Source organism: Methylacidiphilum caldifontis, assembly GCF_017310505.1.
In the GTDB taxonomy this organism is placed as follows: domain Bacteria; phylum Verrucomicrobiota; class Verrucomicrobiia; order Methylacidiphilales; family Methylacidiphilaceae; genus Methylacidiphilum; species Methylacidiphilum caldifontis.
In genome coordinates this window covers 1,534,119-1,555,831 of record NZ_CP065957.1, presented here as the reverse complement: position 1 = coordinate 1,555,831, position 21,713 = coordinate 1,534,119, and the positions used below count along the sequence as shown (strand labels likewise).

18 protein-coding genes are annotated in these 21,713 nt (G+C 40.5%); 12 read left to right on the top strand and 6 right to left on the bottom strand.

Features of this window, described 5'->3' with window-relative positions; translation table 11 throughout:
* Window positions 1-94 precede the first annotated feature (94 nt).
* Window positions 95-2,899 carry a hypothetical protein gene (locus tag IT6_RS07220; protein WP_206825797.1) on the top strand — a complete coding sequence of 935 codons (2,805 nt, stop codon included), beginning with the start codon at window positions 95-97 and terminating at the stop codon, window positions 2,897-2,899.
* Window positions 2,900-3,337: 438 nt separating this feature from the next.
* On the opposite strand, the gene IT6_RS07215 is transcribed toward IT6_RS07220, so the two are convergent.
* Entirely contained in the window at window positions 3,338-3,679 is a 342-nt protein-coding gene (locus tag IT6_RS07215) for a hypothetical protein (protein WP_134440272.1), read from the bottom strand.
* A 167-nt stretch (window positions 3,680-3,846) separates the two neighbouring features.
* Here IT6_RS07215 and IT6_RS07210 point away from each other — a divergent pair, with 167 nt between their 5' ends.
* On the top strand, window positions 3,847-4,719 hold the full coding sequence (locus tag IT6_RS07210; protein WP_134440271.1) for a cation diffusion facilitator family transporter: 873 nt from the start codon (window positions 3,847-3,849) through the stop codon (window positions 4,717-4,719).
* A gap of 11 nt (window positions 4,720-4,730) precedes the next feature.
* Here IT6_RS07210 and trxA read toward each other — a convergent pair whose 3' ends face one another.
* The 4 genes from trxA to IT6_RS07190 are packed head-to-tail and all read right to left on the bottom strand — an operon-like array spanning window position 4,731 to window position 7,576.
* On the bottom strand, window positions 4,731-5,540 hold the full coding sequence (trxA, locus tag IT6_RS07205) for a thioredoxin (RefSeq protein WP_134440270.1): 810 nt from the start codon (window positions 5,538-5,540) through the stop codon (window positions 4,731-4,733).
* A 6-nt stretch (window positions 5,541-5,546) separates the two neighbouring features.
* A complete protein-coding gene (locus tag IT6_RS07200) occupies window positions 5,547-6,209 on the bottom strand; it encodes an O-methyltransferase (RefSeq protein WP_134440269.1) in 663 nt (220 codons plus the stop codon).
* A 12-nt stretch (window positions 6,210-6,221) separates the two neighbouring features.
* Entirely contained in the window at window positions 6,222-7,091 is an 870-nt protein-coding gene (locus IT6_RS07195; RefSeq protein WP_134440268.1) for a pyrroline-5-carboxylate reductase family protein, read from the bottom strand.
* Window positions 7,049-7,576, bottom strand: a complete 528-nt coding sequence (locus tag IT6_RS07190) for a shikimate kinase (RefSeq protein ID WP_206825795.1) — start codon at window positions 7,574-7,576, stop codon at window positions 7,049-7,051. The genes IT6_RS07195 and IT6_RS07190 overlap by 43 nt, the downstream gene beginning before the upstream one ends.
* Before the next feature lie 351 nt (window positions 7,577-7,927).
* Here IT6_RS07190 and aroC point away from each other — a divergent pair, with 351 nt between their 5' ends.
* From aroC to IT6_RS07175, 3 genes are all read left to right on the top strand, one after another.
* The gene (aroC, locus tag IT6_RS07185; protein WP_206825794.1) at window positions 7,928-9,025 is read left to right on the top strand and encodes a chorismate synthase; all 1,098 of its coding nucleotides are present in this window, start codon (window positions 7,928-7,930) and stop codon (window positions 9,023-9,025) included.
* 67 nt (window positions 9,026-9,092) lie between these two features.
* On the top strand, window positions 9,093-9,734 hold the full coding sequence (plsY, locus tag IT6_RS07180; protein WP_206825787.1) for a glycerol-3-phosphate 1-O-acyltransferase PlsY: 642 nt from the start codon (window positions 9,093-9,095) through the stop codon (window positions 9,732-9,734).
* Window positions 9,731-10,618 carry an NAD(P)H-dependent glycerol-3-phosphate dehydrogenase gene (locus tag IT6_RS07175; protein ID WP_206825785.1) on the top strand — a complete coding sequence of 296 codons (888 nt, stop codon included), beginning with the start codon at window positions 9,731-9,733 and terminating at the stop codon, window positions 10,616-10,618. Before plsY ends, IT6_RS07175 begins: the two co-directional genes overlap by 4 nt.
* Before the next feature lie 2 nt (window positions 10,619-10,620).
* On the opposite strand, the gene glmS is transcribed toward IT6_RS07175, so the two are convergent.
* Window positions 10,621-12,483, bottom strand: a complete 1,863-nt coding sequence (glmS, locus tag IT6_RS07170; RefSeq protein ID WP_206825784.1) for a glutamine--fructose-6-phosphate transaminase (isomerizing) — start codon at window positions 12,481-12,483, stop codon at window positions 10,621-10,623.
* A 43-nt stretch (window positions 12,484-12,526) separates the two neighbouring features.
* Between glmS and IT6_RS07165 the strand changes: the two genes are divergently transcribed.
* From IT6_RS07165 to IT6_RS07135, 7 genes are all read left to right on the top strand, one after another.
* Window positions 12,527-13,834, top strand: a complete 1,308-nt coding sequence (locus IT6_RS07165; RefSeq protein ID WP_206825783.1) for a glucose-1-phosphate adenylyltransferase — start codon at window positions 12,527-12,529, stop codon at window positions 13,832-13,834.
* 45 nt (window positions 13,835-13,879) lie between these two features.
* Window positions 13,880-14,839: an AmmeMemoRadiSam system protein B gene (amrB, locus tag IT6_RS07160; RefSeq protein ID WP_134440261.1), complete on the top strand. Its 960-nt coding sequence runs from the start codon at window positions 13,880-13,882 to the stop codon at window positions 14,837-14,839.
* A gap of 94 nt (window positions 14,840-14,933) precedes the next feature.
* A complete protein-coding gene (locus IT6_RS07155; protein ID WP_134440260.1) occupies window positions 14,934-16,268 on the top strand; it encodes a glutamate--tRNA ligase in 1,335 nt (444 codons plus the stop codon).
* Window positions 16,265-16,885, top strand: a complete 621-nt coding sequence (locus IT6_RS07150; RefSeq protein ID WP_134440259.1) for a CDP-alcohol phosphatidyltransferase family protein — start codon at window positions 16,265-16,267, stop codon at window positions 16,883-16,885. The genes IT6_RS07155 and IT6_RS07150 overlap by 4 nt, the downstream gene beginning before the upstream one ends.
* A gap of 2 nt (window positions 16,886-16,887) precedes the next feature.
* A complete protein-coding gene (der, locus tag IT6_RS07145; protein ID WP_206825782.1) occupies window positions 16,888-18,273 on the top strand; it encodes a ribosome biogenesis GTPase Der in 1,386 nt (461 codons plus the stop codon).
* An 85-nt stretch (window positions 18,274-18,358) separates the two neighbouring features.
* On the top strand, window positions 18,359-20,488 hold the full coding sequence (gene bglX / locus IT6_RS07140) for a beta-glucosidase BglX (protein ID WP_206825780.1): 2,130 nt from the start codon (window positions 18,359-18,361) through the stop codon (window positions 20,486-20,488).
* A gap of 255 nt (window positions 20,489-20,743) precedes the next feature.
* Window positions 20,744-21,688, top strand: a complete 945-nt coding sequence (locus IT6_RS07135) for a sigma 54-interacting transcriptional regulator (protein WP_134440256.1) — start codon at window positions 20,744-20,746, stop codon at window positions 21,686-21,688.
* The last annotated feature ends 25 nt before the right edge of the window (window positions 21,689-21,713 follow it).

The following is a 21,713-nucleotide window of genomic DNA, read 5'->3' as shown; positions in this document are numbered from 1 at the left end:
AAAACTTCAAAAAAAATTTTCTTGATAAAAAAACCATTGAAAATGGATAATATGTTCTAATTCGTGTCACAGAAGATTAGGGTATAGCACCGGAATGTCCAAATTCCTTTTCATTTTGATCTTTACTTTAAGTCTGGGGTTACCTTTTTTTCCTCTTTTTGCCCTCCAAGCTCAAAGGATCACAAACCCAGGTTATATTCCGACTGGAGTACGGATTAATTTTTCTGCAATCCCCGATTCAAGCATCGAGGATTTGACAATTGAGTCAGAGAAGGGTGAAATCCCTGTATCTGGGGCAATGTCAATTGCCATAAGCCCAAGCGAAGATACCCTTCTTTTGTTAACGAGCGGCTACAACAAACGTTTTGGCCCAGATGGCAAACCTAATTTCGAACTTTCAAAACAACACATTTTTATTTACGACATTTCTCGGGGATATCCTAGAAAAATGGCTGTGATAGATATCCCTAACTCTTTTATAGGCATTGATTGGAATCCCAATGGGAGAGAGTTTTATGTCTCAGGAGGGATGGATGATGCCGTCTATGCCTTCAAAGGCTTTGAGCAAAACTGGTCTTCCTCCCGCCCTCCCCTATTGCTGAATCATTCCAAAGGTAACGGTATTGACGTAAAACCTGTGGTTTCAGGAATAAGGGTTAGTCCAGATGGAAAATTCCTTGCTGTAGCAAATTTTACCAATGATTCTATAAGTTTAATTGATTTGGAAAAATGGACAAAAATTGGGGAACTCGATTTACGTCCTGGGAAAATTGACCCCAGGTATTCCGGAGCAGCCGGAGGAGAATATCCTTTAGATGTTGCCTGGACGGGTAATAATAAAATTTATGTGAGCAGTCTTAGAGACCGGGAAATAGATGTGGTTCGTTGGGATAATAATACTTTAAAACTTATTCGACGATTATATCTTCAAGGACAACCCAACCGCATCATTGTCAACAGCTCTTTAAATCGGGCTTATGTCACAGAAGACAACTCAGATAGGCTGACTGTTATTGATACTTTCTCAGATAATGTAATCGATTCTGTTGAAACGATTAGTCCTATGGGAATTTCTTCGGCTAAATTTCTTAAAGGAGCTTCTCCTAACAATCTTGCTCTCGATCCTTCGGGCAAACTCGTTTATGTGACTAATGGAGGAATGAACTGCCTTTCAGTGATCAAACTTAGTCCTTATGCTCAAGGAGCAACAAAAATAAAAAGCCCTCAATACAAAACTGAACTTTTATGCCTTATACCCACAGGTTGGTATCCTTCTGCCGTTGGGATTCGTTCTGACGGAAAATGGCTTTATGTATGCAATACCAAGAGTATAGCTGGTCCAAATAACGATCAATGGGAGAAACCTTCAGCCTTAAATAACGATTTTTATAAACAGTGGCTATCAAAAAATCAATTTATCCTTCAAAAAATAAGCTCTAGCCTTTTAAGTTTTCCCCGCCCAAAGCCCATCTCCTATAGCACTCTAACGCACATGACCCTCGAAAACAACAATCTGCTTTCCTTTTCCAAAGAAACGCTCAGTCTTTTCAATAAACTGCATGGTCTTATCCATCATGTTATCTACATTATCAAGGAAAACAGAGGTTATGACCAGCTGTTAGGTGACATAAAATCGGGCAACGGTGATCCCAATCTTGCTATTTTAGCTCCTTATGCTCCTAACCATAGGAACTTAGCTACTCAGTTTGTGCTTCTCGATAACTTTCTGGATAGTGGAGAAGTCAGTGGAAATGGTTGGCTATGGAGTACAGCAGCTAGAGCTCTGGACATAACCGAAAAAACCGTTCCTCTGCATTACAGTGGTCGAGGAATAACTTATGATTGGGAAGGAATGAATAGAAACATCAATGTGGGGGAGCAGAATTTAGAGTCGAGAAAAAAATCCGATCCTTTCCTTCCCATTGATCCCGACATTCTTCCTGGTAAAAGCGATATTTCATCTCCCGATGGCCCTGAAGGAGAAATAGGCCTAGGATACCTCTGGGATGAAGCACTGAAAAAAGGAATTACAGTGAGGAACTACGGGTTTTTTGGAGATTTAACAAGATATCATCTTCCTAAAGACTATCCCTCATTTGTTCCTCTCTCGAGGCAGCCTTATAAAGACAATGTCGTCCAATTCTTCCCAACCAAACCTTCATTGGCTAAAGTAAGCGATCCCTATTATCGCGGATTTGACATGAAATATCCCGATTTCTGGAGGTTTAAAGAATGGGAAAGAGAGTTTGATGATTTCGTAAAAAACAAAAATCTTCCCACCTTGGAACTAGTTAGACTTCCACATGATCATTTTGGATTGTTTGGTCAAAGCATAGATAAAGTTGACACCGTCGAAACACAGATGGCGGATAACGACTATGCGCTAGGCCTGCTTGTCCAAAAAGTCGCTAATAGCCCTTATAAAGATAACACTTTGATTTTTGTCGTTGAAGATGACGCGCAAAACAGCGTTGATCATGTTGATGCCCATAGGAGCATCGCCCTTGTCATTGGACCCTTTGTCAAACAAAAAACGACTGTTTCAACAAGATATACAACCATTAGCCTTATTAAAACGATAGAAAAGATACTCGGCCTGGGTTCCTTATCAGTTTTTGATCAGTTTTCCCAACCCATGACCAACATTTTTGATCTAAAACAGAAAAACTGGACTTATACAGCCACTGTTCCTGAAGTTCTTAGTCAAACTGATCTGCCCATTCCCAATAAAAAAGCTAGCCAAGCTCCACTACTCCATAATGCCTCCTTCTGGGAGGCTTTGCTTTCCGATGAAGATTTTTCTAGAGAAGATCATCTCGACCCAGATCGCTTCAATAAAGCACTCTGGATAGGTTTCAAGGGTAAAGATTGCCCTTTACCCCGTTGGGACAAAAACTGACCGTCCCTATTCACTTTCAAATCCATAAGCTTTACTTCACATCAATTCTCCCTTTGGCTTTTAACTTTAGTCTCATTGGGAAGACCGGCTAAATGTCTCTGTGCCTATCCTGATAAAGCACAGGATACATTCTTTTCCAAGCTTCCGGTGCACCTCGACGAGATTTACTTTATTCCCATTGGCTCACGTAATGGGTGTATAACCATTTATGGCTTTTGAAGCCAACCCTATTCAATTGCCAATGAAAACTGCTTATCCATCGTATTCCTTGTAAAAACTCACGCCCACTGACAAGGATAGCCAATTTTTTATCCTTGTCTGTTTCAGATGATAGGACAAAAGGATAGCCGCTCAAAGCCTCAAATCAAAGAAGCAAAGCTTTGTTTATTTGAAAAAGAAAAGGGTTTCCCTCAAGAAGCTTCGCCTATGGGAGCTGCATTATGGAATAATCTCGGCATCTTCAATTAAGTGATAGCCTTCAGCACTTACAAGTTTTCCTTTCACAGTCACTTTTTTATCCGCATACTTGACTGCTTCTTTGTTAATAGGCTTATGTTCTCCAACAATTAAATAGAGCTTGCCGTCATCTCCTTTTAAACCTGGAGGCAATCCAGCATCGATACAGGTTCGACCACATTTCATATGTTTCTCGCCCTGTGCAGCGTGATCTATATAACATACGAGGTCGACAAGCTCACCTTTTACGGTTACCTCTTTGGCAGCAAATAACCAGGATCCTTGTATTGCCATGAGCATTACCGCAAAAAGAAATTTTTTCACAAAATACCTCCTTTTAAGTTAAAAGTTACAAGAGCTTTATTATCATAATCTTTTATCTATCAAAAATAAATTTTTAATAAAATAAATCACATTTACTCTTCTTTCTTAAAGGAGAAAAATATTAGTAAGCTAAAATAGGATGAACAGATAATCATTTTTGATCATCAATGAGCTCTTCCCTAGATCAAAGAATTTTTCGCTATATTCTTCTAAGCCTACTCTTAAATTTTATTTTCGCTGCAACTAAAATTTCTGTAGGTTTAATCGGCCATTCTTCAGCTTTAATAGCCGACGGCATAGAATCTGTTGCCGACATAGGGTCATCTATTCTTGTATGGCTAGGGATCAAGATATCGCAAATGCCACCTGATTTCAATCATCCTTTCGGTCATGGGAAGGCTGATCCGATTTCGGCTTTGATTATTTCTACTCTTTTGATTTTTTTGACGTTTTTTGTATCCTATGAGGCGATTAAAAGCCTCTGGCAGCCTTCAGCACTGCCATCGGTCTATACTCTACCGATTTTGGTGTTGGTTATTATCAGCAAGGAATTTTTTTTCAGAATATTTAGAAAACTGGCAAAGAAAACAGACAGCCTTGTATTACTTACCAATTCCTGGCATCATCGCTATGATGCTTTTTCTTCTCTAGCCGCCTTTTTGGGAATTCTCGTTGCCTTGATTACGGGCTGGAAACTGGCAGATGCTTTAGCCGCCCTTGTATCCGGAGCAATCATTCTTTGGAATAGCATTCAACTTTTACATCCCTCATTTTTAGAAATCATGGACACAGCTCCACCTAAAAACATTGAACTCCAAATAAGGAACCTTGCGAAAGAAGTCCCAGGAGTAATCAATATAGAAAAATGTCGTATTCGCAAAAGTGGACAAGGTTTACTGATGGACATTCATGTAGTTGTTTCAGGCTCCATCACTGTCAGGGAGGGACATACTATTGGACACAAGGTTAAAGAGAAGCTATGTTCTGCAGACTCAGTAAAAATAACCGATGTTGTTGTGCATGTTGAACCTGTGGATTAAACCAACAACGACTAGATATTTATGGCCGTAGAAAAAGGGCGACTATATTTAAGAGAAAGAGGATGTCTGTGCCCAAGATAATAGAATAAACTACGAACAGCTTTCAAAACCAACCCTTGGCCCACATTTTTATTTTGATGAAGAAGACTTATCCATTGAGAAAGTGCTTTTTCTACATCCATTGACTTAAGAGCCTCTATCCCTTCCATAAAATCTTTTTTTTGCTTCTCATCCGCCCAATTTTCAATTTCTTTTCCAAGCAATAAACGGGCTAAAAACGATATCGCATCAAAAAGCTCAGGATCTTCCAATCGGTCAGAAGAATCCAGCATTTCCAATGCCTTTTGAGGATTAGCCAAGAGTACTAACCGAGCACATGTCAAGCTATCTTGAGCATCCTCAGGTTTATCCTTGGCTTTTTCAAAAGCCACATAAGATTCATGAAACTTTCCCTGTTGAAACAGTTCGATCGAATCTTGCCATTTTGCTTTTTTTGTGCCTTCTCCAAGGTTTTTTTCAAGCCAGTTCTGTATAGCTATTTTGGGTTGTAGGCCAATAAAACGATCTTTTTCTTTGCCTGAAATAAAAATTCTTACATCTGGAATCCCACTCACCCCACATTCTATGGCCACTTCATTCAATTCATCAACATTCAATTTTGCTAAATCCCACCTGTCTTTTGCTTGTTCAGCCAACTCTTCAAGGATGGGCGAGAGCATACGGCAAGGCCCACACCAAGCAGCCCAAAAATCGACAACAACAGGCTTGATTTGACTTCTTTCAATAACTTCTTTCTGGAAATCGCTAACATCGAAAATCATAACCATTTATCCTTTCTTCCTTGCTATGACGACTCCATCGGCCATGGGGATAAGTACGGATTCAACCCTTGGATCATCTTTTAACTTCTCATTCAATCGACTTAAAACAACAGAGTCTTTATCAGTGATATCAGGACAGACTACCTTACCCTTCCACAGCATGTTGTCAAAAACAATAAGTCCATTTGGTCTGATCCTAGGTAATAACAACTCATAATAATTTTCATAATTCTGTTTATCCGCATCAATAAAAGCAAAGTCAAAAAAGCGATCTTCCTTCAGATATTTTATTGTCTCTAATGCAGGACCAATACGGACTTCAATTTTGCTTTCCAAACCCGCTTTTGCCCAATATTTAGAAGCAATGGAGATCCATTGAGGATTGATTTCGCAACAAAGAAGCTTGCCCGTTACCGGCAAGGCTCTAGCTATAGCCATGGCTCCTATGCCCGTAAAAGTGCCTACTTCTATCGCTTTTTCTACCCTAGAAGCTGCAACAATAATCGATAGAAAACTTTCTTCTTCCGGAGGTATAGCCATTTCGGCAATCTCTCCTAAAGCAAGCGTTTCTTTTCTCAATTCAACCATTACTGGATCGGAGTGATGGCTGCGGTGACAAACAGCATAATCATACATTTGTTTGTTAATGGGAAAAAAGGTCAGGCTCATAGCTTTTAGCTTTTAAAGACGGGATTCCAGCTCTTCGGCTTTTTTGTTGGCCGTTTCTATCGCTTCTATCAAAATATCTTCCCAACCTTTACGTACCATTAGCTGGTAAGCTGCTTCAGTTATTCCATGAGGTGTTTTGACTTCTGAAAGGAGTTTATAAGGGGTTTTTTTTGTTTCTTTGAGCAATAAAATCGTACCAAGAACCATATCTTCGATTAACTGTTCAGCCTCGACTTCAGCAAACCCAAAGGCTTTAGCTTTCTCGATGAGCCCGATCATGAGCATGCAGATGTAAGCAGGGCCGCAGCCCGTTAACACGGTAACCGCTGACATCAGCTCCTCACTGATAGCAATAGGTTGGCCCAGAGGTAAGAGTGCTAAATGAATGAGACTGACCAACTGTTTGTTTTTCTGAGTCTCTTCTTCTATAGCAAAGGGAACAATCCCCTTGCCAATTTGACAGGCAAGGTTGGGCATGGTTCGAACAATCAGGCAATGGGGCAAAATGTGTTTTATTTTTTTTATAGACAGTCCAGCTACAACAGAGATAATCCATTTGTCAAGACCCACTGATTCTATCTGTCTTAGGACAGTTTCTGCCTGAAAAGGCTTTACGCATAAAAAAATCAGATCTGTATTTTTGACCAGTTCCACATTATCCAAAGTGAGCTGGACTTTTTCTTGCTCAAAAAACCTTGCAAAGGACTCAAGACTCTCTTTGGAACGACCTGAAACCCATATTGTATTGCAAAGCCATTTTCTTTCATTCCTTAATGCAAGACCGCTTAAAAGAGCCCTTGCCATTTTACCAGGACCAATAAATCCAACACGCAAACTTTTTAGGAAAGATTTGTCTTTTCCATTTTTTCCCAATAGTTCCATAAAAGTTCTCCAAGCTGTTCAACCGTTTTACCTTCAACCGCAATTTCAATATCTGCAGCTTTATAGAGGGATTCCCTTTCTTTCAACAATCTTTCGAGGGTAATTTTGGGTTCCTTACCCAAAAGAAGAGGCCTATCTGTTTTGTCTTTTAACCTAACCCACAAAAGATCCAACGAGGCTTGAAGATAAAACAGTCGCCCATGACGCTTTAAAAGCATAAAGTTTAACGGATTGATTAGGGTTCCCCCACCTGTAGCTACTACTCCAGGAGGGAAGGAGACAATCTGGTTTACTAGCTCCATCTCTTTCTCTCTAAAATATTCTACCCCTTCAGTTGCAAAAATTTGAGGTATAGTTTTGCCCTCTTTTTCCTCGATCAACTGATCCAGATCATAGAGAGGGATCGCTTTGGCTTTAGCCAGCCATAAACCCACACTTGTTTTCCCCGCTCCCATCATTCCCACCAGTACAATATGCCTTGGCATACAGAGAAATTATTTCATTCTAAGTATAACCCTCTCTAAACAAAGAAAAAGAAAAAGTATAGAGAGAAATCCTCGTCTTTTTCGTGTTTCTGCACCGCTTATGGGTTAAAGCAAAGGGAGTTTCATCATATCCATCTTTGGCTTTCTGCTCATAAACTAGAGGTATATTTCGTTAAGATCTTTACCCATGAAATATTACAAATGAATAATCTTTTTCTTTGATTACAGCTCTATCCCTATCTTATTGTTCAGAGAATAGTTAAATTATTTTTATGGACTCGGTGACATCCTTTTTTTAGATCTAGGGAAAAAAGAACGTAGAGATTTCTTTTTAAACAAACAGAAGATCATATGCCCAATACTTTTGGACATTTATTCCGTATAACGACCTGGGGAGAATCCCATGGCAAAGGGGTAGGAGTAGTTGTTGACGGTTGTCCTTCAAGAATTCCTTTGACCGAAGAAGATATCCAAAAGGAGCTTGATCGCAGACGACCAGGTCAAAGCAAAATCACGACACAAAGGAAAGAAAAAGACATAGCGGCCATCCTTTCTGGAACATTTAATGGAATGACTCTGGGAACTCCCATAATGATTTGGGTTAAAAATGAAGATGCACGTCCTGAAGCTTATGCAGAGATGGAATATATTTACAGGCCCTCCCATGCTGATTTCACTTATCAACTCAAATATGGAATACGTAATTGGCAGGGTGGGGGCAGAGCCTCAGCAAGGGAAACTATTGGCAGAGTTGCAGGAGGAGCGGTTGCTGGCAAAGTTCTTCATACGATTTATCCTTCATTAGAAGTAATCAGTTGGGTTTCTGAAGTACACGGGCTAAAGGCCATGTGTGATCCTAACACGGTCAGTAAAGAGAGTATCGAGTCGAATATCCTACGGTGGCCCGACGCAAGCAATCTTGAACAGGTTTTGAAAGAAATCGAAACAGCACAAAGAGAAGGAGATAGTGTAGGGGGGGTGATTGAATGCGTAGTGAGAGGAATGCCAACAGGGCTGGGTGAGCCTGTTTTTGATAAACTCGAAGCTGATCTTGCAAAGGCGATGTTGAGTTTGCCCGCTTCTAAAGGATTTGAAATCGGCTCGGGGTTTCGGGCAGCTCGAATGAAAGGATCAGAACATAACGATCCCTTTTACATGGAAGGCAACAAGGTAAGAACGAGAACAAATTGGAGCGGGGGTGTCCAGGGAGGGATAAGTAACGGGGAAAATCTTTATTTTCGTGTAGCCTTTAAACCTGTGGCAACGCTTGCTCGTGAACAACAGACAGTGACCGTAACAGGGGAAGAAGTCATCTTACGGGCTAGAGGTAGACATGATCCTTGTGTGCTTCCTCGAGCTGTACCTATAGTCGAAGCCATGACAAAGCTTGTTCTGGCTGACCATGCCTTAAGACAGAAAGCATTAGACTTAACCGCTAAGAGTTTTTAAAAAATAATCCCTGTTGATTATATGATTTAACTCAATTGAACAATCGGTTCCCAATTTCAATAAAGCTATGGAAGCTATTCTTATTTCGCCCTTTTTTCTCTTGGGTGGTATTCTTTTTTCTTTCTTGTTGGGTTCTATTCCCTTTGGATTTTTGATCGGTCAAGCCAAGGGAGTAGACATCCGGCAGCTTGGCAGTAAAAACATTGGGGCTACCAATGTGGGAAGAATACTAGGATGGAAATGGGCTCTCGTTGTCCTTGTACTGGATTTCTTAAAAGGTTTCCTACCTGTTTTTCTTGTCATTTGGCTTCGGTTTAGTCTTAATTCAACCTCAGTTGATCTTTTTGCTCTGCTTTGCGGTCTTTTTGCCATTTTCGGCCATAATTATACCCCTTGGCTTAAAGGAAAAGGAGGCAAAGGTATTGCCACTTCTGCAGGAGTACTCGCTGCTCTCATGCCTAAGGTGTTCTTTTTTCTTGTCATTGTGTGGTTATCGGTATTTTTTTTAACTCGCATCGTTTCCATTAGCTCTATCTGTGTTGCCTTGTTATTTCCTCTCTTTAGCTTTTTGCTTTATCCTAACAGCCCGCTCTTTTTCTTTTTCTCTATTGCGGCCTCTTGTTTGGCGCTCTGGAGGCATCGATCCAATATCAAAAGAATTTTAAATGGAACAGAACCAAAATTGAAATTTTCAAAACAAAATAAATGAAAATCGGCATTCTTGGCCAAGGTCGATGGGGTAAAACAATCAAAAAACTTCTTGAAGAAAACCATTTCAAACCGCTCAGTTTCCACCATACTGACACTGATTGGAAAGAGAAACTAGACTGCCTGTGTGTGGTTATACCCGTTCAACATGTCCGAGAAACTCTTTCCCATTTTCCCCATCCTCAATGCCCAGTAATAAGCTTGAGCAAGGGATTAGAGGTCAGTACTGGCAAAAGGGTCACAGAAATAATCAAGGATATTTGGAAGAATGCAAAGGTTGGGGCACTCTCCGGTCCAAATTTTTCTGAAGAAATCTCTGCAGGTCTTCCTGCTGCCTCTGTCGTTGCAGCAGAAGAAGAAAACCTAGGGAAATTTTTCCAAAATATTTTTCATTCTAAGCGATTTCGAGTTTATCGATCAACCGATCTCATCGGTGTAGAGCTAGGAGGAGCCCTAAAAAATATTTATGCTATTGCCGGGGGGCTTTGCTATGGATTAAAGCTTGGAGAAAATGCCCATGCTTCTCTTCTGACTCGCTCATTGTCTGAAATGACAAGACTGGGAATAGCTGCAGGCGGAAAAGCCGAAACCTTTTTTGGCCTCAGTGGGGTAGGAGACCTGTTGCTTACTGCAAGCAGTATGAAAAGCAGGAATTTTAGGTTGGGGACAAGGCTTGCCTCCGGTATTCCTCTGAATGAAGCAACCGCCTTAGAATCTTCTGTCATAGAAGGCTTACCCACAACTCTTTCTGTCCAACGAAGCTTCCTTTTTTCAAAACAGAAAAAACCCATCGCTGATGAAATTTATAGAATACTCTATGAGAACAAAAAAATTCATGAATCGGTATTGGATCTTTTAGAACGACAGGTCGGTGAAGAGGATTAATCCTATTCAACCGTTACACTTTTAGCCAAATTTCTTGGTTTGTCCACATCTCTACCCAGAAAAATAGCTAAGTGATAAGCAAACAATTGAAGAGGAATAACGGTGAGTATTGGCGTAAGATATTCTGGGGCTTTAGGAATATACAACACCTCATCAGCTATCTTAGCAACCTGGTCGTCATTTTCAGTTGCAATAGCAATGATAGGCCCTCCCCTGGCTTTGATTTCTTCCATGTTGCTTATGTTCTTGTCATATACCCCATCTTTTGGGCAAAGAAAAATACTTGGGGTAGACTTATCAATTAAAGCTATAATGCCATGTTTCAATTCCGCAGAAGGATTGCCTTCAGCACAACAATAAGAGATTTCTTTAATCTTCAGTGCTCCTTCCAAGGCAACCCCGTATTGGAACTGTCGGCCAAAAAGCAAAAACCTTCGGCTTTGAACGTATTTTCTTGCAAGTTCTTTTACCTGTGAATCTAACTTGATCACTTCGGCTACCTGATCAGGTAACGCTTCGATCGCTTCAACAATTTCATGTCCTTCCCGAGCAGAAAGATACCTTAATCGGCCTAAAAGCAAAGCAAGCAGAGAAAATATCAGAACCTGTGAACTAAATGATTTTGTCGCTGCAACGGCAATTTCAGGTCCTGCATGCATGAAGACCCCTCCTTCTGTCTCCCTAGCTATTGAACTACCGACGCGATTACAAATGCCCAGGACTTTAAGCCCCTTTCTTTTCGCTTCTTTTACAGCCGCAAGCGTATCAGCGGTCTCTCCAGATTGGCTAACTGCAAACACAACCGTGTGCCTATCCAATGGAGAATTTTTATACCTAAATTCGCTTGAAAATTCGACTTCGGCTGGAATATGAGCCAAGGACTCGATCAGGTATTCACCCACAATACCCGCATGCCTTGCTGAACCACAACCGATTATTTGAATCCTCTCTATTCTAAGAAGCTCTTGTGGGCTCATATTAAGGCCTCCAAGCTTGGCCGTTGCTTCTTCATGAATCAAGCGTCCACGGAAAGCATTTCTGATCGCCTCAGGCTGATCATAGATCTCTTTAAGCATGTAGTGAGGAAAGCCCTTCAGACTGGCAGTCATTTCCAATTGATCAACATCTCTAATTTCAAACCCATTATTCGATTTGTTTAAGGATTGGTTCAAGGATTGGATATCGAATGTGTCCAGAGTGATGGCAACCAGATCCCCATCGTTTAAGTAAACGACCCTATGGGCATAAGGACAAATCGCGGTCACATCACTGCTTAAAAAAAACTCGTCGTTTCCTATGCCTAAAACCAAGGGGCTACCTCGCCTTGCTCCTAAAAGAAGGTTAGGAACGTCGGAGTGGATTAAAGCTATACCATAGGTTCCACTGATTTCCTTAAGCGACCGCTTAAGAGCATGAATAAGCCGTTGATAGGGATCGTCTATTTTTTCCTGCTCATAATAATAGCCTATAAGATGAGCAAGGACTTCTGTATCCGTTTCTGATTGAAACTTATGTCCAAAATTGAGTAATCTTTGCTTCAAAAGCTGGTAATTTTCTATTACCCCATTATGGACCAAAGAAAGACATTGGGATTGATCAAAATGTGGGTGAGCATTTTCATCGCTAGGTATACCGTGAGTTGCCCAGCGGGTATGACTTATACCCAACCGGCCATGAAATTGTCTTGGGCCGATAAGTTGTACAAGGTCGGCAATTCTTCCTTTCTTTTTGATCACTTCTATCCTTTTGCCGTCCGCGATGGCAATCCCACTCGAATCATAGCCTCGATATTCCAACCGTTTCAACCCATCAAGCAAAATCGGTTGGGCTTCCTTTTTCCCCAAGTATGCAAAAATCCCACACATATTGCGTTATTTTTAAATAAAATCAAAATAAATATCAAATATTATGAATAGATCCCATCTTTTTTCATTTTCTTCAATGGATGTCATCACCGTTATTCTTGGAGGGGGAGCAGGGACAAGGCTTTTCCCATTGACAAAAGAAAGAGCTAAACCCGCCGTTCCTTTGGCAGGCAAATATCGGCTTGTAGATATTCCAATAAGCTTATCCATTAATTCCGGATTAAGGAGAATATTTATACTCACCCAATTTAATAGCTCTTCCTTGCATAGACACATCCAGCAAACCTATAGGTTTGACGATTACTCCCAAGGATTTGTCGAAATTCTGGCCGCCCAACAAACTCCAAAAGGAGCTTATTGGTATCAGGGAACAGCTGACGCGGTTAGACAAAACCTTATCCATTTTGGAAGCCATCCTCACGACATGATATTAATCCTTGCTGGAGATCAACTTTACAAGATGGATTACCGGGTCATGATTGAACAACACATCGAGACCTGTGCCGACGTAACCGTTGGCATTACACCGGTTCCCATAGATATGGCTTCTTCACTGGGTATTTTGAGGGTCAATGAAGAAAAAAGGATCGTATCTTTCGTTGAAAAACCCAAAGAGAAAGATGTCCTTAAGGAATTTGCCATTAACGATCCTTTTTTAAGCCTTTATCACCTACCTAAAGATCGGCTCTTTTTCTTCGCTTCCATGGGAATATATGTCTTTAATCGTAAAACCCTTGCTAATGCCCTTATGGGCTCTGAACCAGATTTCGGCAAAGATGTCATTCCTTCTTTAATTCGATCTCACCGAGTTTTTTCTTATATTTATCCCGGATATTGGGAGGATATCGGAACGATCTCGGCTTTTTACCAAGCCAACCTCAATCTTTGCGATCTGCACTCCAACTTCGACTTTTATGATAGCCATTTCCCCATATTTACCCGTCCCCGCTACCTACCCCCCTCAAAAATTTTCAACGCTACAATCGAAAATTCACTCATTGCTGAGGGTTGCATTGTTTCGGGAGCAAAAATTATCCATTCTCTTGTAGGAATAAGAAGTATTGTTCAACCTCAAGCCTGTCTTATGGATACTATACTGCTTGGAAACGATTATTATGAGACAGAAAGCCAGGCACTAGCTGCCGAAGGCCATGGCTTGCCAAGAATAGGGATAGGGAGTCATTCTGCAATTGAAAAAACAATCATAGACAAGAATTGTCGCATTGGAAACAACGTAAAAATTTCTCCCCAAGGCAAACCTCAAAATTATGATGGGGATTTTTATTACATCAGGGATGGGATCGTTATTATTCCAAAGGATGGAGTGGTCCCACATGGCACGATTATTTGACCAGAACACTCAAGCTTTTTAAATTTAATCGATCAGTTTATTTTCATGAATTTAGAAAAGCTCGCTATGCAAACCCGCGCTATTCATGCCAGCTGTCATGGTTTTTCATATCCTGCAGAAGCCCTAGAATGTTTGACAAAATTCCGTTCTTTTTTTGATGCCCCAGGAGCCTGTTGCTGGCCTAAAAATGGCACCCTTGCCAAAGAACAAAGAGAGACCATCGCAATTCTGGCTCCACACATAGATTTTCAGGTTAGTCCTAAAGCTTATACATATGCCTTTTCTCGATGGTTTTCCATGTCTGAAGCCGACTTTTTTATCATTCTTGGGGTTGGCCATCATAGCCGTATCGAATGGAGCATTGACAACCGAGACTACATCACTCCTCTAGGAAGGGCCTACAATAAAAAGGAGCTGGTCGAGAATATCGAAAGAAGAGTCGGGTTTTGTCTGTCTGATCCTTTAGGTCACCAAAAAGAACATTCGATAGAATTTCCTCTCGTCTTTATGCAGGCTTTACGTTACTGGATGGGCATCCAAAAACCCTTGTATTTTTTACCAGTCCTGTGTGGGGGATTATATGAATTGATCTTGTACAATAACGGTCAAGAGGAACTTTTAAAAATGAAGAAGCTTGCTGCTCTGCTTAGGGAAATCATATCCCTTTACAAAAACAGAGTTGGTCTGATTATCAGTATCGATGGGTGTCATATTGGTCCCCGATTCGGCCATCCCTTCAAAGTCACTCAAGAAGTACTGAAAAACACTGATTTATGGGAAAAAGAACTGTGGGGATATGTAGAAGCGCAAAATTTTATGGGATTTATCAACCACCTTCAAAAAGAAAAAAATATCCGTTTTTTCGATGGCGTTGGAGCCATCGCTTTAACGATGGAGATATTTAAAGACCAGCCTGTTTTTTTCAGGCGAACTTATTATGAACAATGGTTTGAACAGAGGGATAATTCTGTCGTAACTTTTTCCAGCGGTTATCTGGCTTATTAAAAATCGATGAAAGATTTTTCATAGCTATTTTTGGTGGAATAACTTGAGTTGGATCTCTAGGTCATATTAACTTATCTTATTTGCGATGACATTTATGAATAAAATGACACCCAGGGTGCGGTTTGCCCCATCTCCAACAGGATTCCTTCATGTTGGAGGAGCTCGTACAGCTTTATTTAACTGGTTATATGCAAGGCATTTTGAAGGAACATTCATTCTAAGGATCGAAGATACCGATACCAGTCGGAATACTCCACAGGCTTTATCCGTTATATTCGACAACCTTAAATGGTTAGGGCTTGATTGGGATGAAGGACCTATGCCGGATGGAAAAACTCTAGGACAGTTCGGCCCTTATTTTCAAAGTCAACGAAAAGAAATTTATACCGACTATTGCAATAGACTAATTGCTCAAGGATTCGCTTATATCAAAGATGAAGCTGTTTATTTTAAGATGCCTAGAAAACGGATAATTGTTCCTGATATAATCTGTGGAGACATCTATTTTGATTGTACTTTAGAAAAGGATTTCGTGATCCGCAGAAAGGACGGCTCTTTTGTTTTTCATCTCGTTAATGTAGTCGATGATGCAGAGATGAAAATCAGTCATGTTATCCGGGGAGAAGATCATCTTTCAAATACCCCTAAACATATTGCCCTTTTTGAAGCTTTAGGCATGACTCCGCCCCTTTATGCCCATATCCCCCTTATCCTTAATCCAGGGGGTACAAAAATGAGTAAAAGAGACAAAGGCTCTTCAGTCCAAGAATACATTGATGAAGGATTTCTGCCTAAAGCCTTTCGCAATTATCTCTGTTTGCTTGGGTGGTCTCTTAAAGAGAACAGGGAAATTTTCGATATCGAAGAAGCGATCGCCAAATTCGATCTACCCCAAATTCATCGAAGTAATGCCCGGTTTAATTACCCTAAGCTCCTTTGGATAAACTCCGAGTACATGCATTCTTTACCTCTGGATGAGCTCTATCCTCATGCTTTCTTCTGGCTAGAAAAAGCGGGACTTATCGATAACAATACTGATCCTTCGTTTTTAAAAAAAGCAATAGGGATAGTTCGAGAAAAAGTCAAAACAGGAAAAGAACTTGTCCATTGGATAAAACCTTTGCTGACTGATTCGATTGAGTACGAAGATGAAATTTTTCAACAATACCTTGACGATAATGGGAAAAAAATATTGGCAGAGGTTATTCCTTACCTAGAAAAAATTTCTTCTTTCGAGTCAAAAGAACTCGAAGAAACGATCAAAGATTTAGCCTTGAAAAGGGGACGAAAGACCGCTGATTACATCCATAGGCTTCGAGTTGCACTCACGGGGCGGACAGTCGGTCCTAGTCTTTACCCGATGTTAGCCGTGTTAGGTAAAAATAGGGTTTTGAATAGATTATATAAGGTAGTCTTCTTAAAAGAATGAAAATAATGACTCCTGCTAACTGGATAACCTTATTTAGAATCTTTTCAGTACCTTTGATCCTTGTTTTCCTCGATCAATATGAAAAGAGCGATGAAATTAACCAGCCAGACGAACGGTTGAGGGCCGGTTCCTTCATTATCTTTCTTGTTGCTGCCTTCTCCGATTGCCTTGATGGATATTTAGCGAGGAACTGTGGCCAAAAAAGTAAGCTTGGTGCTATACTCGATCCGATTGCGGACAAGCTGCTTCTTTTTGTTCTGCTTTTTTCTCTGGCGACAATCAATGTTTCAAAAATAGCAAAGATTCCCCTTTGGCTTCCCTTTTTGATTGCTAGCAGAGATATCCTTCTTTTATTTGGCATTCTTTTTTTTAAGGCCATACATAAAGAAGTAGAAATTCAGCCCCATTGGACAGGCAAAGTCGCAACTTTTGGCAGTTTTTGTCTTATCGGTTTTTCCCTTCTTGGCACTGTTTTTCTAAGTAATATTTCTGTCTATTTATGTGCTCTTTTCGTCATAGCTTCAACCTTGGTTTATTTCTTTAGAGGATTAAAGTATCTTATCTACCAAGAAAGTCGTTCTATCTCTTCAACACCCAAAAAGGGTAATTTTGTCTAGGAATGAAAATTGTAACTATTGTGGGTAGACCAAACGTAGGGAAGTCTCTTCTATTTAATAGGATATGTTCTAAAGACATATCCTTGGTTTACGACTCCGCCGGGGTAACCCGTGATAGGATAATTTCCTTTGTCAAAAAAGGGCAAAGAGAACTAATGCTGATCGATACTGGGGGCATGAGTTTTGATTTCCATTCCCCTCTAGACAAATCGATTCATGACCAGATCAATGGAGCAATTAACGAAGCCTATATCGTCCTTTTCGTTGTCGACGGCAGGGTCGGGCTTCATCCTTTAGACAAAGAAATAGCTAAATTTTTGAAAGAAAAAAATAAATTTGTATTCCTTGTCGTCAACAAGATCGATCAGCCGGAAATGGAACAATTTTGTGCGGAGTTTGCTCAACTGGGTATTGAAGAAATTTTTCCCGTTTCCGCAGCCCATAACCTCGGTATACAAGAACTTGTCGAAAGAATTTTTTCCCGCCTGCCTGAAGAGAGTCAAAAAAGCAATCCTACTGCGGCAACTCGAATCGCTGTGATTGGTCAACCCAATGCTGGAAAATCATCTCTAATCAACTCTCTTCTCGGAGAAAATCGTCTTCTGGTTCACGAAGAGCCAGGCACTACTCACGATGCCGTCGATGTGGATATTGAGATTGCGGGTAGCGTTTTTAGCCTCATCGATACAGCTGGACTACGGAAAAAAAACAAACAACAAAAAGAGTTTGAAAGAAAAGTCGCCGGCCGAACAGTTCACTCTATCAACCGCTCACACATCGTGTTGTTTGTTATTGATGCTAAGAAGGGAGTTAGTTTTCAAGACAAAAAAATTGGAGGCTTAATCCAAAAAGCTTATAAGCCCTGTATCATAATACTTAACAAGATGGATCTTTTGGTAGATCATTTCAATGCCAAAGAATGGAATAAAAAAGCGACTATGTATGTTCAAAACGAGTTACCCTTTTTAAGTTATGCTCCTGTGATAGGTATGAGTGCGGAAAAAAAATGGAATTTTAATCAGCTTCTCACTACAGTTCGACTTGTTGATCAGCAACGCAAAAAAAGAATACCCACCCACCAGCTTGTTGAATTTTTCCAGGATAGCTTAAATCAGTTTCCTCCCCCGCTTGTTCAGGGTAAAAGACTGAAAATTTATTATGCTACTCAAGTTAAAGAAAAAGAGGGTTCAACTACTCTACCCTGCCCCACTTTTGTTCTTTTTGTGAATAACCAGAAATGGATTAAAGAAACATACCAGAAGTTTCTTGAAAGAAAATTTCGTCAATCTTTCCCTTTCATAGGCTGTCCAATTCTTTGGAAATGGAAGAAAGCCCTTGGGAAAGAAACCCGAACTGTCCAAGGTCAACTGTCTGGAGGGATCCATTAAACACGCTGTCTTTATTTGAGCAATCTTCTTGGAAGTTTTTCTTTAGCGTAGCTTGGTTTTGAGCTTCCCCCTCTTATCCAGTGTTATGATTGAATCCGAAATCACAAATCTGCTATCTTTAATGACACTGGAAGAAAAAATTGGACAACTTGTTCAACTTTCTGCCCAAAACGGCTGCCTTTCCCATGAGCAAAAAACCCTTATCGAAAAGGGTTATGTAGGCTCTTTCTTGAACATCTCAGATCCTGATCAGATTCAGCTTGCTCAGCAAATCTCTTTATGTAAAAGCCGGTTAAAAATTCCCCTCCTGTTTGCCTATGATGTTTTACATGGATTCAAAACCATTTTCCCCATTCCCATCGCTTTAGCTTCTAGCATGGACAGCGAACTGGTCGAGAAAGTAGCCCATGGATCAGCCCTAGAAGCTCGGTCCAATGGTATCCATTGGACCTTCGCCCCAATGGTAGACGTAACAAGGGATCCTCGTTGGGGAAGAGTTGCTGAATGTCCAGGAGAAGATCCTTATCTGGCAGCGCTTTTAAGTTCCAGTTGGATCAAAGGATTTCAAGGAAACACTCTTTGTTCTTCGAGTCTTCTTGCGGCTTGTCCAAAACATTTTGTTGGTTATGGAGCTGTTGAAGGGGGCAGGGATTATAATACGGTCAATATTCCAATTCAGCTGCTCAAGGAAGTTTATCTGCCAGCCTTTAGCGAAGCTTTTAAAAAAGGAGCTTTCTCAACGATGGCTGCTTTTCCTGCTATAAATGGACTTCCACCCGCCGCAAACCCTTACTTACTCAAAGACTTATTACGAGATGAACTAGGCTTCAAAGGACCTGTTATCAGTGACTGGAATGCCGTCAAAGAACTTATACAACATGGCATTGCTGAAAATGAAAAAGAGGCAGCTCAAATCGCCATCAATTCAGGCATTGATATCGATATGGCCAGTGGTCTCTATTTAAAATACCTAAAAGAACTTGTTCAGGAAGGTAAAGTAAAGCAAGAAACCATCGATAAGGCCGTTTTAAGGGTTCTATGTTTTAAGCATAAACTTGGGCTGTTTTCTTCTCCCTATCCACAGGTCGAAAAAAACAACAAAGAATTCCAACCCTTAATCCAAACTAACAGAGAAATCGCCCTTGAAGCAGCCCAAAAATCGGTTGTCCTTCTTAAAAATGAACAAGCTATTCTGCCCATTGCTCCTAATATAAGTTCAATAGCTTTGATTGGGCCTTTCAGTACCGAAAAGAAAGAACACTTAGGTCCATGGCCAGCAATAGGTGATCCTCAAGAAGTCGTAACCCTGGCCGAGGGGATGAAAGAGTATGCTCCCCCGGGAACAAAAATCGTTGTAGCTAGAGGATCTGATTATTTTTCTTCTTCGAAAGAACAGTTGCAACAGGCCATAGAGATTGCCCAAAAAAGCCAGCTCATCATTGCAGCAGTTGGAGAAAAAGCAAGAATGTCAGGGGAAGCGGCGTCAAGAGCTTTCCTGGATTTGCCAGCTGGGCAATCACAGCTCCTTGAAACCCTCCTCCAAATCGGACCTCCGGTGATCATTGTCGTATTCAGTGGCAGGCCGCTTGATTTATGCAAGTTTATTTCTGGAGCTAAGGCAGTTATTCAGGCTTGGTTTTTGGGGACACAAACAGGAAGAGCTTTAGGACAAATTCTATTTGGTCTTTGTAATCCTTCAGGAAAACTACCTATTAGCTTTCCAAGATCTGTCGGTCAAATCCCAATTTACTATAGACATCTAGCTACAGGTAGGCCTTCCGGTTGGTCTATTCCTTGTTCAGGCTATATTGATCAAGCCACAACACCCCTCTTCCCTTTTGGTTATGGATTAAGTTATACAACCTTTCATTACAGCTTTCCTCGGCTCAATCTCACAAGAATTACCCCTGATAAAATCCTCGAAGTCTACGTGGAAATAGAAAATAGAGGGAATATAGCTGGTGAAGAAAGTATCCAGCTTTATATCAGGGATGCTACGGCTTCCATTTCAAGGCCTATAAAAGAACTTAAAGCTGTCAGAAGAGTTTGCCTTCAACCAGGAGAGAAGCAAACGGTAAAATTTTCTATCAGCCCTTCAGATCTGGCTTTTATAGACTTCGAAGGGGAAAAGAAACTTGAGGCTGGTCGATTTTTCCTGTGGGTAGGCCCTAATTCGATCGAAGGCCAAAAGACACACTTCGAACTGATGGTTTAATAAACTTCAAACAATACTTAGGTCTCTTTCTTTTGTGGTTTCTTAACAAGAAACTTTCCTATTCTTTATGAGTTTTTTACATAAAGGATTTATAAAAAACAAAAATAACTCAGAATACAAAACTGCTTATTTTGTTGTTATGTCAACCCTTATTTTATGGCGCTGGCTTTTTACAACGTGCACGATATGTTATAGAAAAAGAAGAAAGTTATAACCAACTTATTGAAAATAGGCCGTGTTTAAAACACAAGCACTATGAGCAGCCCTCCCCAATCCCATTCTTCATATGTTATAATTGGTAGGAGCAAATTAGCAGACGAACTTCGAAAAATGGTTGCTATCGCTTCTTCTACCGATCAGCCTGTCCTTATAACAGGGGAAACGGGCAGTGGCAAGGAATTCATTGCCCAAGCCATTCATTTCAATAGCTCAAGAGCTTCCTATCCATTTATTTCCATTCATTGCAGTTCACTTCCAGAAGAGTTGGCAGAAAATGAACTCTTCGGGGAGAATCTGACCAGCCTTGATCGACAACAGCCCCCGGCAAGACAAAAAGGAAAGTGGCTAGAGGCTACAGGAGGATCACTTTTCTTTGACGAGATCGAAGAACTAAAACCTAGCTTACAATCCAAAATACTTCGGCTTTTTGACCAATCAAAAAAAGACCTCTCACACAAGGCTATTCGGATAATTGCTTCTAATAAAGGCAATCTTGAAAAAGAGATGCATCAGGGTCATTTCCGCAAGGAGCTATTCTTTCGACTCAACGTTATTCGAATACGGGTTCCTTCTCTTAGAGAAAGAAAAGAAGATATTACCGATTTCGTGCACTATTTTATCTCTAAATATTCCAAGGATAACCCTAAACATATTTCAAAAAAGGCTCTAGAGGTCCTTCTTCGTTATCACTGGCCTGGTAACATAAGAGAGTTAGAAAACTTGATCATTCGACTTTGTTTAACTCTCCAAAAAAGAACAATCGATCCTTTAGATATTGATCTTCCTTTTGTCAATCGTTTCGAATCAAATGAAATGGAACATCTTTTCAACCTCCCCTTGCCCAAAGCTTTGGAAGAACTTGAACAAATGTTTATCCAAAAAGCTCTTGCTGAATGTCCAACCCGCTCAGCGGCTGCCAAAAAATTGGGTATTGTTAGACCTCTTCTCTATGCCAAGTTGAGAAAGTATGATATTCGATAAATATATTGGAATATCCTTTACGAAA

Coding starts and splice junctions, on each gene's coding strand:
- IT6_RS07220 (WP_206825797.1), top strand. CDS start 95: ATGTCCAAATTCCTTTTCATTTTGATCTTTACTTTAAGTCTGGGGTTA.
- IT6_RS07210 (WP_134440271.1), top strand. CDS start 3,847: ATGAGCTCTTCCCTAGATCAAAGAATTTTTCGCTATATTCTTCTAAGC.
- trxA (WP_134440270.1), bottom strand. CDS start 5,540: ATGATTTTCGATGTTAGCGATTTCCAGAAAGAAGTTATTGAAAGAAGT.
- IT6_RS07200 (WP_134440269.1), bottom strand. CDS start 6,209: ATGAGCCTGACCTTTTTTCCCATTAACAAACAAATGTATGATTATGCT.
- IT6_RS07195 (WP_134440268.1), bottom strand. CDS start 7,091: ATGGAACTATTGGGAAAAAATGGAAAAGACAAATCTTTCCTAAAAAGT.
- IT6_RS07190 (WP_206825795.1), bottom strand. CDS start 7,576: ATGCCAAGGCATATTGTACTGGTGGGAATGATGGGAGCGGGGAAAACA.
- aroC (WP_206825794.1), top strand. CDS start 7,928: ATGCCCAATACTTTTGGACATTTATTCCGTATAACGACCTGGGGAGAA.
- plsY (WP_206825787.1), top strand. CDS start 9,093: ATGGAAGCTATTCTTATTTCGCCCTTTTTTCTCTTGGGTGGTATTCTT.
- IT6_RS07175 (WP_206825785.1), top strand. CDS start 9,731: ATGAAAATCGGCATTCTTGGCCAAGGTCGATGGGGTAAAACAATCAAA.
- glmS (WP_206825784.1), bottom strand. CDS start 12,483: ATGTGTGGGATTTTTGCATACTTGGGGAAAAAGGAAGCCCAACCGATT.
- IT6_RS07165 (WP_206825783.1), top strand. CDS start 12,527: ATGAATAGATCCCATCTTTTTTCATTTTCTTCAATGGATGTCATCACC.
- amrB (WP_134440261.1), top strand. CDS start 13,880: ATGAATTTAGAAAAGCTCGCTATGCAAACCCGCGCTATTCATGCCAGC.
- IT6_RS07155 (WP_134440260.1), top strand. CDS start 14,934: ATGAATAAAATGACACCCAGGGTGCGGTTTGCCCCATCTCCAACAGGA.
- IT6_RS07150 (WP_134440259.1), top strand. CDS start 16,265: ATGAAAATAATGACTCCTGCTAACTGGATAACCTTATTTAGAATCTTT.
- der (WP_206825782.1), top strand. CDS start 16,888: ATGAAAATTGTAACTATTGTGGGTAGACCAAACGTAGGGAAGTCTCTT.
- bglX (WP_206825780.1), top strand. CDS start 18,359: ATGATTGAATCCGAAATCACAAATCTGCTATCTTTAATGACACTGGAA.
- IT6_RS07135 (WP_134440256.1), top strand. CDS start 20,744: ATGAGCAGCCCTCCCCAATCCCATTCTTCATATGTTATAATTGGTAGG.